At 37.1% G+C, this 14,098-nt stretch carries 18 protein-coding genes; 10 read left to right on the top strand and 8 right to left on the bottom strand.

Features of this window, described 5'->3' with window-relative positions:
* Positions 1–130: 130 nt before the first annotated feature.
* From ICN28_RS06210 to ICN28_RS06200, 3 genes are read right to left on the bottom strand one after another with little or no spacing between them, the layout of a single operon-like run.
* Complete coding sequence (locus tag ICN28_RS06210) at positions 131–463, bottom strand: hypothetical protein (protein ID WP_216287124.1); 333 nt, start codon at positions 461–463, stop codon at positions 131–133.
* Positions 464–465: 2 nt separating this feature from the next.
* Positions 466–879, bottom strand: coding sequence for a hypothetical protein (locus ICN28_RS06205; RefSeq protein ID WP_216287123.1), 414 nt, complete (start codon positions 877–879; stop codon positions 466–468).
* Between the two features lie 12 nt (positions 880–891).
* On the bottom strand, positions 892–1,281 hold the full coding sequence (locus ICN28_RS06200; RefSeq protein WP_216287122.1) for a hypothetical protein: 390 nt from the start codon (positions 1,279–1,281) through the stop codon (positions 892–894).
* A 64-nt stretch (positions 1,282–1,345) separates the two neighbouring features.
* Between ICN28_RS06200 and ICN28_RS09675 the strand changes: the two genes are divergently transcribed.
* From ICN28_RS09675 to ICN28_RS06180, 5 genes are read left to right on the top strand one after another with little or no spacing between them, the layout of a single operon-like run.
* Positions 1,346–1,642, top strand: coding sequence for a DUF6804 family protein (locus ICN28_RS09675; RefSeq protein ID WP_370626464.1), 297 nt, complete (start codon positions 1,346–1,348; stop codon positions 1,640–1,642).
* Entirely contained in the window at positions 1,639–2,457 is an 819-nt protein-coding gene (locus ICN28_RS06195) for a DUF2167 domain-containing protein (RefSeq protein WP_216287121.1), read from the top strand. Before ICN28_RS09675 ends, ICN28_RS06195 begins: the two co-directional genes overlap by 4 nt.
* The gene (locus ICN28_RS06190) at positions 2,457–3,194 is read left to right on the top strand and encodes a hypothetical protein (RefSeq protein ID WP_216287120.1); all 738 of its coding nucleotides are present in this window, start codon (positions 2,457–2,459) and stop codon (positions 3,192–3,194) included. Before ICN28_RS06195 ends, ICN28_RS06190 begins: the two co-directional genes overlap by 1 nt.
* On the top strand, positions 3,184–3,555 hold the full coding sequence (locus ICN28_RS06185; RefSeq protein WP_216287118.1) for a DnaJ domain-containing protein: 372 nt from the start codon (positions 3,184–3,186) through the stop codon (positions 3,553–3,555). The genes ICN28_RS06190 and ICN28_RS06185 overlap by 11 nt, the downstream gene beginning before the upstream one ends.
* A gap of 1 nt (position 3,556) precedes the next feature.
* Positions 3,557–4,111 carry a hypothetical protein gene (locus ICN28_RS06180; RefSeq protein WP_216287116.1) on the top strand — a complete coding sequence of 185 codons (555 nt, stop codon included), beginning with the start codon at positions 3,557–3,559 and terminating at the stop codon, positions 4,109–4,111.
* 3 nt (positions 4,112–4,114) lie between these two features.
* On the opposite strand, the gene ICN28_RS06175 is transcribed toward ICN28_RS06180, so the two are convergent.
* Positions 4,115–4,840 (bottom strand): hypothetical protein, encoded by a 726-nt coding sequence (locus tag ICN28_RS06175; RefSeq protein WP_216287114.1) that lies wholly within the window; start codon positions 4,838–4,840, stop codon positions 4,115–4,117.
* A gap of 159 nt (positions 4,841–4,999) precedes the next feature.
* Here ICN28_RS06175 and ICN28_RS06170 point away from each other — a divergent pair, with 159 nt between their 5' ends.
* The 5 genes from ICN28_RS06170 (at position 5,000) to ICN28_RS06150 (ending at position 9,006) form a co-directional block, all read left to right on the top strand.
* Complete coding sequence (locus ICN28_RS06170; protein WP_216287113.1) at positions 5,000–5,611, top strand: hypothetical protein; 612 nt, start codon at positions 5,000–5,002, stop codon at positions 5,609–5,611.
* Between the two features lie 9 nt (positions 5,612–5,620).
* Complete coding sequence (locus ICN28_RS06165) at positions 5,621–6,262, top strand: AAA family ATPase (RefSeq protein WP_216287112.1); 642 nt, start codon at positions 5,621–5,623, stop codon at positions 6,260–6,262.
* On the top strand, positions 6,255–6,665 hold the full coding sequence (locus ICN28_RS06160) for a hypothetical protein (RefSeq protein WP_216287111.1): 411 nt from the start codon (positions 6,255–6,257) through the stop codon (positions 6,663–6,665). The genes ICN28_RS06165 and ICN28_RS06160 overlap by 8 nt, the downstream gene beginning before the upstream one ends.
* Positions 6,666–6,831: 166 nt before the next feature.
* On the top strand, positions 6,832–7,410 hold the full coding sequence (locus ICN28_RS06155) for a hypothetical protein (RefSeq protein ID WP_216287110.1): 579 nt from the start codon (positions 6,832–6,834) through the stop codon (positions 7,408–7,410).
* A 48-nt stretch (positions 7,411–7,458) separates the two neighbouring features.
* Positions 7,459–9,006, top strand: coding sequence for a hypothetical protein (locus ICN28_RS06150; protein WP_216287109.1), 1,548 nt, complete (start codon positions 7,459–7,461; stop codon positions 9,004–9,006).
* Here the strand turns inward: ICN28_RS06150 and ICN28_RS06145 are convergent, their stop codons facing one another.
* From ICN28_RS06145 to glmU, 4 genes are all read right to left on the bottom strand, one after another.
* On the bottom strand, positions 9,007–9,549 hold the full coding sequence (locus ICN28_RS06145; protein ID WP_216287108.1) for a hypothetical protein: 543 nt from the start codon (positions 9,547–9,549) through the stop codon (positions 9,007–9,009).
* A gap of 522 nt (positions 9,550–10,071) precedes the next feature.
* Positions 10,072–10,563: a hypothetical protein gene (locus ICN28_RS06140; RefSeq protein WP_216287107.1), complete on the bottom strand. Its 492-nt coding sequence runs from the start codon at positions 10,561–10,563 to the stop codon at positions 10,072–10,074.
* A gap of 303 nt (positions 10,564–10,866) precedes the next feature.
* Positions 10,867–12,687: a glutamine--fructose-6-phosphate transaminase (isomerizing) gene (gene glmS, locus ICN28_RS06135; RefSeq protein ID WP_216287106.1), complete on the bottom strand. Its 1,821-nt coding sequence runs from the start codon at positions 12,685–12,687 to the stop codon at positions 10,867–10,869.
* Positions 12,688–12,722: 35 nt separating this feature from the next.
* A complete protein-coding gene (gene glmU / locus ICN28_RS06130) occupies positions 12,723–14,090 on the bottom strand; it encodes a bifunctional UDP-N-acetylglucosamine diphosphorylase/glucosamine-1-phosphate N-acetyltransferase GlmU (RefSeq protein ID WP_216287104.1) in 1,368 nt (455 codons plus the stop codon).
* Positions 14,091–14,098: the final 8 nt, after the last annotated feature.

Genomic DNA, 14,098 nt, shown 5'->3' with positions numbered 1-14,098 from the left:
TTATACCTATTTTTGTCATAAAAATCAATCACTTAAGTGGTTATTCGTAAAGAATTCTACGGTATTCAGAACGATCGTTCGAAGCGTCTCAAAGCGTTCCGAACGATCTAATCTACAAATCAATTAGTGGTTAGTTAAAAAAGCCCATTGAAAAAGCTAGTAACACACTAGCCACTTTCACGATAAAGATAGCTATCAAGCCAGTCACCCAAACACTCCTCACTCCGACTGTTGCTTGATTCTTCTCCTTTTCCCTTTCATTAAGATATATGAACACAGGAAAACAAAACAAAGAAAAAATCACACCTTCAAGAAGAGAAACAGGGAAATAAGACCAATCAATGTCAGGCTTACCTGTATATGGAGTTGTGACTCCGAGAAGCCCCATAAAAAAACCATAGATCAACCAGTTACGAAGATATTTTTTTGATTCAGGTGTTTTTAACTTATCAACAAAACTCATTCTCATAATCCTTTTTGTGTAGAACTATCTTCAAAGACTGTATATATCGCTCCACCGACACCAATGATGTTAGATATAACATTAATTAACCCCCACCAGTCCCCCTTTTGTATAAGGCTTCCAAGGATTAATCCTGTAGCTAAGACAACAATACCACCTAATACCAAAGCAACAATCTTCTTAAATGAAGGAGCAAACAATGCTCCTACAAAAATAGTCGAGTAACCAGTCAGAACAGCAGCTATTACATTGACCCAAATCTTATCAAGCCAAGCCCCTTCACCAATTCCGAGGAGCTTAGTTTCAATCCATATAGCCAAGACAGCCATTAATGAAACTAAAACAAAAGTTAATAGGCTAGAAATAGGGACAAGAATCCATCTAAACCAATTTGGTAATTTTTCAATAAATTCCATCAAGTCCTTCTATTACTTTTTTATAGTTAAGCATCTAAATTTACCCACTCTAATTTCATCTTCATATGTGTGGGTTGTGATCAGGCTAGTAAAGTCTTGACTGAATAAAAGTGTTTTATGTCCAGAGTAATATCGTAGCTTTTCAATTTCAACCAACTTGTTGTACTTGTATTCTTTTCTACTTGGAGATGAAACATATAGCTCTCCACCTGATATCCTATAAAGATCCATCTCTTTGATGTTATCCGTTTCACTTTTGTTAACGCTAAAAGTTTGGGGATTAATGTGAACAATCTTTAATTGATGACAAACCATATCTGGAACACGCTGACTAAGCGCTTGTCCAGTGATTAATGTCGTTATCAAAAAAAATAGACTTTTTATAGTATTGACTTGATTCATTATTAATTTAATAAGTTATAGTTATAAGAACAAATAATAATTTAATTTAACTCTAAAAACCATTTTGACAGTAACTAAAGTCCTTGCTTGGGCTATGTTCATAGCCATCCTACCGTTACCATACGGCTATTACCTTTTGCTCCGACCACTTATCTGTCTTGGGATGATTTACCTACTGATCAGAGACTGGAAATATCTTGATCAAAACACTAAAGCAATCTCGATAGTGATAGCCGTTCTATTTAACCCAGTTTCAGCAATTTTCCTTAGTAAATTAATTTGGATTCCAATTGATTTTGCTTGTGGATACTTCTTACTAAAAAAATATAAACCTTCTAACCAAAAACAGGATTCATTATGAAACCGATTATTCATTTCTTTTTATCAAGCTTGTTAATTTTTGGAGCCATTTCATCTCAAGCTCAATCACAAGCCGTTAATGAAATGGCTTCTCTTAATTGGGTTAAAGCTCCCAATACTGTAAAAATTACAGAGCGAGCAAATATGAAATTAACAGGTAGCTTGCTTTACCTAGATGAAATTGAGACAAATAAATTCTTAAAGCTAACAGGAAACCTCCCATCAAATGGTAGCTACACATTACTAAATGGAAAAGATAACTGGTTTTCTATATTTCACTTCACGGCTGAGGGATATGTAAAAGACGATGAAAAAATTGACGCTAATGCTTTACTAAAAGCATTGAAAGAAGGAAACGAAGCAGGCTTAGCTGAAAGAAAGAAACAAGGGCTTCAACCAATTTATCTAGATGGATGGTATATCCCACCTCGCTACGACTCACAAACTAAGCAATTGGAATGGGCTACTAAATTGAGAGACCACGAAAACAATCCTATTGTTAACTTTACAACTCGTATTCTTGGTAGATCTGGTTATATGAGTGCTACGCTTGTTTCCGATCCAGTTAACTTAGACAGAGATATAAAATCATTCAAAGTAGCTTTACAAGATTTTGATTATGTAAATGGTGAGCGTTACGCTGAGTTTAGAGACGGAGATAAGATCGCTGCTTATGGTTTAGGAGCTTTGGTTGTTGGTGGCGCAGCAGCAGCTGTAGCCTCTAAAGGTGGCTTCAAATTCTTGGGAGCCCTAGCTCTAGCTGCTTTAGCTGGTATTGGAGCAATCTTTAAGAAAATTTTTGGAAGAAAAAAATAATGATTCATCAGCTACTAACCACCGAATATCTTTTCTGGTTAGTAGCTCTAGCTTTTTATTTGCTGGACTGTATTAAATTAGTAGGTAAGTCAGAAATACTAATTACAGAAACCTTTACTGGTAAGTTCAAACCTTCTTTTAGTTTCAATACATTTGAGATCAAAGGAAAACAAGTACAGCTATTAAACTTATTAATTCCATATACGGGGTTCCTGAAATTAAACATCGCTCCCAACGATAAGCCATCAAATAATTTTGAAAATACAAAGGAAAAGTTAATTACTCTTCAAAAAGTAGCTTTCCCATTTAAGGCGATTTCTTTAGTTTCATTTTTATATCTTTTATTTGGACCAGTTTTGACTTTTTATCAAGGTCTTGGAGCCACTTTAATACTTTTACTACCGCTACACCTTACGGCTTTGTTAATGACATTAACCCTATTACTAATTAGTCGTAAGGGTTTAGGGCTTACCTATGGCTCATTAATTTCTATATTTTTTGATTGTTTAGTTGTTCCAGCATATCTTCCAAGTATTGTCCGAAAAATATACAACAAACAGGTGTTCACCTGTGATGGCTATTATTTCTCATTACAAGTCAATTCACCTAAGAATCTTGAAGAATTGGAATACAACATTTCAAGAAAACTTAGTCAAGCTATTGATCAAGTAGATGAGAACGAGGCTTTCAAATACCTATCTTATAAAGAATTGTTAGGAATTAAAAATGACCAGTAATGAAGTATGGGTAGTAATTGTTCTTGGATTAGTAGGTTATTGGGGTACTTCAGCTCTGATTAAATTCTTCAAAAAAGAATCTGAGTGGACAACTAATCAGCAAAGTAAGCAGAATTCATATCAAAAACAAGATGAACCAAAACAAAAGCAAGAAAGTAGTACAAATAAATCTTGGTTTGAAATCCTAGAAGTTCATCCATCTGCTTCTTTAGCAGATATTAAAACAGCCTACAAAAAGAAAATTTCTATGTATCACCCTGATAAAGTAAGTTCTATGGGACCTGAATTTAATGAGATTGCTCAAAAAAAATCAAAGGAAATTAACGCTGCTTACGATGAAGCCATCAGACTAAAAAGTTGATATGAAACTGAAATTAATTCTTTTAGTAACTTTATTAACTATCTTTGGATGTAAAGGAACACCGAGTAACCCACCAATACTACTCTCGTGCTCGGGTAAGACAAACATTCAATTTAGCGGAGACACTCATCAAACTTTCACAAAAGTTTGGGACAAAAATACTACATATAGTTTTATTTTTGAAAAGGTTCTTTTAGAGCCTCGTGATAGCGATTCAAATCAGAAACGAGAAGAGGCTTATATGTGGACAGTTATAGAAGATGGGAAGACTGTTAAAAAGCCACAAAATACAACCTATTCAAGTCAAGAGAGCAAGCCAACCATCTACACCTTAATTCAAGTAGCCGATCAATTAATTACTATTACCGAAGAAAACACATCCTTACCAACAAAAAAATATGACGGATGGTCAAATAAATCAGAAACCACTATTAATAGATTAAGTGGTGATTGGAAAATCACTTCACGAAACATAAGTACAAAAATTGATGGGAAAAAGTTATATGAAGTAGCTTTCACATCAGGTAGCTGTGAAATTACTCAAAAAAAGTTTTAACACTTAGGGAAAAGCACCCAAACTTGTATTAGATATATTCTCCCTAACTCGCTTGATATATCTACTTACAGTAATAGCTAAAGCTCGTTTTTTACCTATTACTGTATGAACATCATCGCTAGCTTTTATTTTCTGAGTTCTGATTACATTCGGAGTGTCGTTACCTATTTTCCATAATGGCTTAGTAGGCTCAGCTAAATGGGCGTCGTAAACCTTCAAAGATATTTCAAGGGACGGAACATTGGGTTGACCGCTAACCTTATATTTGGCTGAACTTCGCTTGGCTATCTGATGACCCCTTTTCCCCTTGTGATGTTCTGACAGGATTTCCTTAAACCTTGTCTCCAAAAATCTCTTTGGAAGGTTCATTGGAAAGGAGATATTCAAAACATCCTCACTAAAAGTATATTGATCATCCTTCTTGAGGATTCTTATAGATTCTTCAGCTGGTGGGTCAGCGAATAACTCAGCCCCACGATCCCCTTCACTCCACCAAGCTTTGAAACTATCACACCTCACATCTCCAAAATCTTTATAGAGGCTTGAAAGCTTTCCTTTACCACCTCGGTTACAACACTCAAGGTATTCCTCATTTCTTTTTAGATAAGCCCACCACCAGTAATAAACACTCGATTTCCAATGTTTTTCACTTTTTGGATTCTTTTCTGTACCAAAGGTGGGATGTTTATATGGAAAGTGTCTTAAAGGCTTTTTTCTCGTATTTTTCATTGTTCTAAATGGAAAATGGTTAACAACTTAAATAAGCAAATATCTTGGCAATCGATGTTAACACGGTATTCAAGTAAAGTTATTGTATTGATTCAGTTCCCCTTTGAAACACTGTATTCAATGGTTTCAATCATTTTTTATTAATTTGAAAGGTATAATATGAATACAATTACTATTAACAACACAAATAACGAAATTTCAGATAAAAATGTAATCCAATTGGCTCAAGACTTCAAGAGCTACTTTGTGAAAACAGCCGACAATATTCTTGAAATGGCTCGGATTACAACAAAAGCGAACCTTGAATTGAAGGGTCAAAGATATAAAAACTTTTGTCACTTAATTGGTTTTGAAACTCAATCAAGTACTTTAAGAAAACTCATCAAAATTGGTGAAAAGTATGAATTATTAAAGAAAAATATCAACTCGTTACCAGCCAGCTGGACCACTCTTTATCAGATCTCATTAATCTCACCCGATGACATAGTTAAGTATGTGGATGTTGGATTGATCAACCCAGACTTGAAATCAAAAGAGCTTAAATCTATAACTGATCCAAGCTCTCAAGCTACCAAGTCAAAAACCGTTCCGAATAGAACAGTAAAGAAAGGTGGTTTTGAATTCAAGGTTGTATTAAGTAAGGAACCTTCAGACAAGATCACTCAGAAAATTCAAAAAATTCTTAATGAATGTGAAAATATTGATTCAGCTGAAGTTCAAATTGGATCGTCACTTGAGGAATTTCTTAAACCAACCGTAGCCACAGTTTAAGGAGAATTTATGACTTCCAATAAAAGCCCTGATTGGGCTTCGAAATATCGTCCACTCAAGTTCGAGGAAGTCATACTACCTAAACACCTTGAAGACAGCCTTAGAGCTGTCTCAAGTAAAGGTGGTGGTATGTCACTCTTGTTTTATGGAAGCCCTGGATGTGGAAAAACTACGGTAGCCAAGCTAATCAATCCTGATAACACTTACTACATTAACTGTACCCTCAATCGATCCATAGATTTAATTAGAGACCTCGAACGAGTTTGTTCAACAGTCAATGTGTACGGAGAAAGACGCTTAATTCTTTTTGATGAAGCCGACTTCTTGTCAAAGGACGCTCAAGCTGGGCTTCGTGGATTCGTTGAACAGTTTGACGCTTCTAATGATTTCATTATGACGGCTAACTACCCAGACAGGTTAATGGGCGCTATTAAGTCAAGGTTCTTACCTGTCAACTTCGACCTTATCAATTCTGAACAGACTAGAGCTCGAGTTATGAAAAGGCTTAAAAATATTTCCAGCCTTGAGGGTTATTCAGCCGTTCCCGAGCCACAGCTTCGAGCAATCGTTGGTGATTGTTTTCCAGATATTAGACAAATGCTCAAAAGACTTCAATTCGAGCTACAAAGTAAAGGATCAAATAATGATTAGTAAACAAAATCCAGTGTTCAAAGCACACACTTCCCCATACCTCAAGCCAATGGTTACTGATTTCAAGAATCAAGTAATGTACATTGAATCAAACCTTATTGAATTTGGTCTAACTCCTACAAGCTTTAACTTAGGTCGTGATGACACATACCAATACTTTGAATTCGGAGTAAAGGAAACAGATGAAGATCTTTTAATTGATTTGGAATCTAAAATTAAATCTCTAGCTAACACTCCTTATACATCTCTAATCAACAATGTAGTTTGTTATAAGTGTGAAGCGTGTTCTAGGATTCATCTCTGTTTTTATATTAAAGCTCTATCACCCAAAAATCCGTTTCGAATCGCTGATTTACAAAACTATTTGAAATACTTTAGAGATGAAGCCACAAGCCTTCATTAATTCAAACCCAGTCCTTAGACTGGGTTTTTCGTTTTACAGAATAGATAAATATGTAAAACGAGCCTTATTTCTACTTTATTAAAACTAATTAGCCTTGATTGCTTTTTGTGTCTGACATCTCTACTTAAGGTTCATTACCCTCAACACACCTAATGGAAAGCTACTAATGATTAATGAATCAACTGAATATCAAAGAAGATATGGGTCTGAAATTGAGAGTAAGGCTCGTGTCACCCCGATAAAACACTATGACAGAATCATTGATTTCATTGTGTCAAATAATGAATGGGCTAAATTTACTATCACTACGACATTTACAAATCTAGAGGTAGTGAATGTGACCGATGGAATTAGAGGAGCCACAATTGACGAGTATTTACATAAAGTTTTATGGAAAATCAAAAAAAATCTATCTAGCTCTCGAAATCAGTGGGACAAATTAATACCATACGAGTGCTTATATGAGTACGAATATGATGTTGGTAGTTTTTTTAAGCCGATTCCACAATCAAATTCACCCCACCATATTCACGGAATAGTTCCGATACCTAATTTCTTGGTACCCAAGATATTTAATTTAAGCGATGGCTCTATAACGAAGAGGTTAGCCAAAGATCTATCATCAATTCGTACCGTTTCTTCTTTTTTTATTGAGCCTTTAAGAGTAGATGAGGCTTGGAAATGGGTTAATTATCTTAAAAAAGGGAAAACTCCAAAAGTATTCAGAAATGAATGGGATTACTAAACGATTTATAGTAATCTAATCTTATAAAAATTATTGGAAATTTCTAATATGGGTAAGCAAAGCATTGAAATTATTGAGAAAGAGTTTCTTTTGTCAGCCTCTCCGTCTGAGGTACTGACATATCTTCAAGAAAAATCTAAATCAGTCCCCGACGGGAAAAGGTGGTTATATGATGAATGTCAGTTTCCAGAATCAACGGCTAAGGCTTTATTGAATCGGAATAATAGGGTTATTGATATTGGTTTAGCTCTTGTAATTGGAGATTCAGAGCTAATAGAAACTTTATTAACCAGACACACTAAAGATTCAGTGATTGACTCATCTGTTCTTACAGCAATTTTATCTAACAAACTAGCAGTCTCAGGTCTTTACTCAGCCAAACCTTGGCTATCAAAAAGAATTGAGTGGATAGCTAAAAATAGTTCAGATGAACATATAGAAACTTTATTTTCAAATACGTACATTCCTTTTGAGGTAATTGATCAAGCCCTTGAGAAAAAAGATTGGTGTAAAGATGTAAACGAAGATCGATACTTCAATATCCTTTTTGAGTTACTTAGAAATCCAACCGTCTTAGCAGAACCAGAGGACGATCGAGATTACGATATTTCTCAACACGGTGTCATATCAGGTTATTGGAATCTATTATTAACACTTCCTGTAAGTGACTTAACAGCATCTTTACTTACAAATACACTCCCAAAGTTTCAAGAGCTATCGATTCCATACAGTTTTTCTCAGACACTCGGTCTTAGCGAGGACAGAAAACTTTGGAAAGAAAATTCGATTCAATCACACAAAGCTTTTCTTAATATTGTTTTCTCTAGATGGGTTAGAAATGCTCAAGATGAAGATAAAGGTCAATCACAAACCTTTGACATCTACCATCAAATTAAAAAATATACAGTTCAGAAAATATCTTCTCTATATTTTGTAGACCTTGAAGAATTCCTGTTAAGTAAAAATGATTTCCACATTACTCAAGGTTATTTCTCGGGAGCCTTTAGCTCATACAATTTATCAAAGTTAACAATTAATAAATTTGACTCATATTTACAAAAATATGGTCGCCCATTTTTACTTGGCTTAACTGATAACGAAGGGCTCTTCTTAAAGAGAAATAGGTCGATTGGTAAGCATTTCTCAGATGCTATTCATAATTTCAAAGAGCCAGATGGTATCGATGACTGGGATAGAGTTACTTCTTTCTATGACTACAAACTTAACGAACTTTCTAACAGAAAAGATGCTGAACTTTACATTAGTAGCATTTTTGACTTCGATGAAGATAGTCCATTAGATTCAAAGGAGACCAGTATTTTTGAATTGAATACAAGACTTGATGAAATTAAAGAAAAAATTGCTAATTCAAATTCAAGCGATTCATCAAGCGTTAATCAGCAGATTAAAAATCTCTCGGAACAAATTGCTGTACTATCTAAAAAAATTGATGTCGTATCAACCAACTCCGAGGGTGTCACATCCCAAATCTCACAACAATTCTCAGCTATGAAAAACGGGTTAGTTAAGTCTGGGGATTTTCCGTGGATTTATGTATTAATCGCTTTAGCCATTGGTTACATTATCGGTAAGTAATTAGTTAATCAAAGGGTATCGCTTTCCCTTCGAAGTGATTAAATACTGATTTTTGTATCCAGACCAATTCCAAATTAAGCTTAAATACTGACCCCTGTATGTAGGGTTTAATATCGATGAGCAGGTCTTGTCGAATAGACCCCTTCGTTCAACTTCAAACCTTAGCTCATCCCCCCTATATTCCCCCTTGAACTTAAGCTCTGATTCTCCACTTACAAAACCCGTCTCAGATACAAAATAATATTCTTGTACACCGCTAATTGGATGAATTGACCCATCAACTGGTAAATGAGTTATCTCGTATTTCATCCATAGAGTCTTTTTAAGCTCTAGAGAAACCCCGTTCAAATACATTTCAAGGTTACCCCTTCCCTTGTCCATCTGAAACCCGTATAGGTCGTTTTCGAAGGTTGTAGCCTCATATAACTGTTTATAAAGCTCAGTTTTACGACCTTTTTTGTATAACTCCTTAAATTCCATCTTTGAAATGGGTTTTATAGAGATTTCAAACATTCGACCACGAGCAGTTAAGGTATTGATCATTTTGTCTCCTTTATTTCTTTTATTTATCAAAAATTACGAAAGTAAAAAATTGACTAAATAGAAAAAAGACCAAAAACAAGGAGTTTCGTTGTGTTAAAGGACCAAATCCAAAAAAACCATATTTTCGCTTTCAGAGCCACCAATGACTTCACACATAAATTTCAGCAATTATGTGATCGACTTGGTTACAACCGTTCCGAGGTTGTTAGGTACTGTCTTAAGCGTTTTCTAAATGAACACTGGAATAACAGTGAAAATTTTCAACGAGCCAGAAAGGAAATGTTTTGATGATGGGATTTATAGAGTGGGTAAACCACCAAAGAAAAAAGAAAGAAAAGGAAAAAAAGAATGTCAGATCAAATAGCGAAACAAGTGGAGAAGTCGGGAGTCAAGTACACCAAGGAGAGACTCTTAGATCTAATCAAGAGATCGAACTTGAAAGAGTTTCATATTTCCCAGAGCCAAAATAGTAAAACCATAGTTGTGACTCTAACTATTTAACCAAAGAACTTATACCTTTGGTTACTTTCTTCTCTTACATAAGAGAACTGCTTGTTCTTTTATCTTACAAGGTGTCATTTCTTGTACATCACCTGAGTACCAATCTTCACCGACAACATTACAAGTGAAATTAGCTCCAGTTGTATCAACTCTCACTAATAACTGTTTATCCAAAGAAAGTTTTTTAACTTGTCCAATCATTCTATTGTTAACAGTTAAGTAACCATCAACTAAGGTAAGCCAAGCGGAGCCAAATTTACAGTCGAAAACTTTTGACTCAGCATTTTTATATAAATCATCTGCTCTACTTTCAGGTGTAGATGAAAATGGATTTAGCTTATCAAGCTCTTTACCTAATCGACCAGCTGCTCCACCAAAATTAATTGCTGAAACTGTCTGTGAAACTAAAACAAAAGAAATGAGAAGTAATAATTTTTTGTTCATCTTATCTTGACCTAACACTTTAACAACGATGGTTATTATTTTTACAATAATCTCATAACTGACTGACATCTAAATCTTTCAGACTAATACTCGGTGAAGCCTCGAGTCGAAAATCTCTGATTTTTCTTTTTTTATAGATTGAAAATACGCTTTCAGCTCCAAGATCAAATCCTCTTGGAGATTTATAACCTTCTGATTTCAAAAGTTCAGCTATATCCTTAAATGTGAGTCTTTTAAGGTCTCTCAGGGAGATAACTCGATTTGACAGCTCTATTTGATAGGCTGAATACGAACCAATCATCAAGCCCTTGGTTCTTAATACAATTGAAAATCGAACTCGAGGGCTTATATTACAACTACCCCCTAGCCTAGCTACTCCACCGTAACTGATTTTGCGAGGTTCCTTGGTTTATCAACATCCGTGCCGATGGCACATGCTGTGTGGTAAGCCAATAGTTGCAAAGGTATAACGTGCAAGATAGGTGAGAGATCACCATAGTGCTCAGGCATGCGAATCACATGAATGCCTTCGCTAGCCGTAATTTGAGTATCTGAATCTGCAAAAACATAAAGCTTTCCGCCTCGCGCTTTAACTTCTTGCATATTCGACTTTAATTTTTCCAACAATGAATCATTGGGCGCCACAGTTACAACAGGCATCTTATCTGTTACCAAAGCCAATGGCCCATGCTTAAGCTCTCCTGCTGGATAGGCTTCAGCATGAATATAAGAAATTTCCTTCAGCTTAAGAGCTCCCTCTAAAGCAATGGGGTAATGCAAACCACGACCTAAAAACAATGCGTTCTCACACTTAGCAAATGCTTCACTCCAAGCAATGATTTGTGGTTCAAGCGCTAAGGCCGCATTGATTGCGGATGGCAAATGACGCAGACGATTAAATGCATTTTTTTCTTGAGCATCAGTTAAAAGATGGCGATGCTTAGCCAGTGTAAGCGCTAGCAAATATAAACCTACCAACTGAGTTGTAAATGCTTTTGTCGATGCTACGCCAATTTCAGTTCCAGCATGAGTCAGAAAACAATACTTGGTTTCTCTCACCATCGCACTCGTTGCCACATTGCATACAGCCAGAGTTTCTGTGTGACCTAATGATTGGGCGTGCCTTAATGCCGCCAATGTATCAGCGGTTTCACCAGACTGAGAAACAACAATTACCAAAGCATTTGGATTCGGGACTGTCTTACGGTATCGATACTCGCTAGCGATTTCAACTTGAGTTGAAATGCCAGCCAAGTCTTCAAGCCAATATTTAGCAGTACTGGCAGCATAATAGCTAGTGCCACATGCCAAAATTAAAACACTGTCAATTTTTTTCCAATCAGCAGATGTTGCTCCAAATAAAGCAGGGTCTGCATTTTGCGCGTGCCCCAAGGTGTCACTGATAGCACGAGGCTGCTCAAAAATCTCTTTTTGCATATAGTGCTGATAAGGCCCTAGATCTACTGCCGCCACTTGTGCGGGAACCTCTTTCTTGGCACGTGTTTGAATGACACCATCAATGTTTGTAATGATGACCGCATCTGTTGTTAAAACAGCTATGTCTCCCTCTTCAAGGTAAGACATAGCATTAGCATGCTCCGCAACAGCTAAGGCATCTGAAGCAAGAAAGTTTTCATGCTCACCATAAGCAACAACCAATGGCGAGCCAACGCGCGCACCAACCAAAACCCCTGGCTCATCCTGAGCAATAACACCAATAGCATAAGCGCCATGCAACTTAGGCACCGTTGCCCTAACAGCTTGAGCCAAATCTCTTTTATCCATCTTCACATATGTTTGATGAATCAGGTGCGCAATGACCTCTGTATCCGTTTGCGAAACAAATACATATCCTGCTGCTTGCAGCTCGGCTCTTAACTCTTCGTAGTTTTCAATGATGCCGTTGTGAACTAACCCAATCAGATCATTTGAAAAATGTGGATGGGCATTTACTGTGTCTGGCTTGCCGTGAGTGGCCCAGCGAGTATGCGCTATGCCGATGTTGCCAGACATTGTCTGACCTTGATCCCCTAAATCAGAAACCCTCGCTGTGGTTCGTGCACGAACCAAATGACCATCGGATAACAATGCAAAGCCGCAAGAATCATAGCCCCTGTATTCAAGACGACGAAGTCCTTCAACCAAAATACCGACAACATTTCGTTTAGCAACAGCGCCAACAATTCCACACATAACTATTTCCTATTAATTAATGCCGTATGTCATTTTTACTTCGGCTTTTTAACTGGTCTCTGCCAATTCAACGAGGCTTGCTTCACTCGTGTGATGGTTAGCTGACCGGCTGGAGCATCTTTTGTTAAAGTAGTTCCAGCACCTAAAGTGGCGCCCTTGCCAACAGTTACTGGGGCAACCAATTGAGAATCAGAGCCAATAAATGCCTCATCCTCAATAATTGTTCTGTGTTTATTAACGCCATCGTAATTACACGTAATGGTTCCTGCACCCACATTGACCTTTGATCCGATGGTGGCATCACCAATGTAAGCCAAGTGATTGGCTTTACTATTAAACCCAATCTGACTATTTTTGATTTCAACAAAATTACCAATATGGACTTCAGCGGCCAAATCTGTTCCAGGGCGAAGCCTTGCATAAGGGCCGATGACACTTCTGCTTCCGACTTTTGCCTGGTCAATATGGGTATATGCTTGAATAACCGCGCCCGCCTCAATCACTGCATCACGAATTACGCAGTAAGGACCAATAGTGACACCATCAGCTAAAGTCACTTGCCCCTCGAAAATGCAACCCACATCAATTTTGACATCTTGGCCACATACCAACTGACCCCTGATATCGATCCTAGCTGGATCAATCAAAGTAACGCCCGACTCCAAAAGTCTGCTAGCTAATTCCAACTGCCAAGTTCTCTCTAATTCTGCCAATTGTGCTCGACTATTAACACCCACGGTTTCCCATGGGGCATCAGGAGACGTCGTAAGTACGGGTAAACCTTCAGCTGCGGCTAAAGAAATAATATCTGTTAAATAGTATTCGCCTTGGGCATTGTTAGGCTTTAAATTTTTAAGCCAGCTCTTTAACTTTGGAGTAGGGACCGCCATTAATCCGGTATTGATTTCGGTAATGGCTTTAATGTCGCTTGTGGCATCCTTCTCTTCCACAATCGCCTGCACTCCACCATCTAAATTTCTAACAATTCTTCCATACCCATGAGGATTAATCATGTCCTGGGTTAATAATCCCAAACCGCCATGACTGGCTAACTCACATAAGCGCTCTAATGTTTGAGTCTGGATTAACGGCACATCACCATAAAGGATCAATGTTGGCGCATCATCCAATAGAAGATCGGTAGCTTGTAAAACAGCATGGCCTGTGCCTTTTTGCTCTTTCTGAACAACTGTTTTTGCAGAACTCCCTGATTTTTCTAGATATTCTTGAACGGCCTCTCCACCATGCCCGATGACGACAATCACCTGGTGTTGACCTGAGATTGCTTCTGCGCTGGCCATAGCATGGCCGAGCATGGGCTTCCCAGCAATGGGGTGTAAAACCTTGGGCAGCGCAGATCGCATGCGCTTTCCTTGCCCAGCAGCTAATATGACTATATTCATTGATAATA

It is taken from the genome of Polynucleobacter sp. 30F-ANTBAC (genome assembly GCF_018882385.1).
GTDB lineage: Bacteria > Pseudomonadota > Gammaproteobacteria > Burkholderiales > Burkholderiaceae > Polynucleobacter.
The sequence above is the reverse complement of the archived record's forward strand: the minus strand, read 5'-3'. Positions and strand labels throughout refer to the sequence as shown.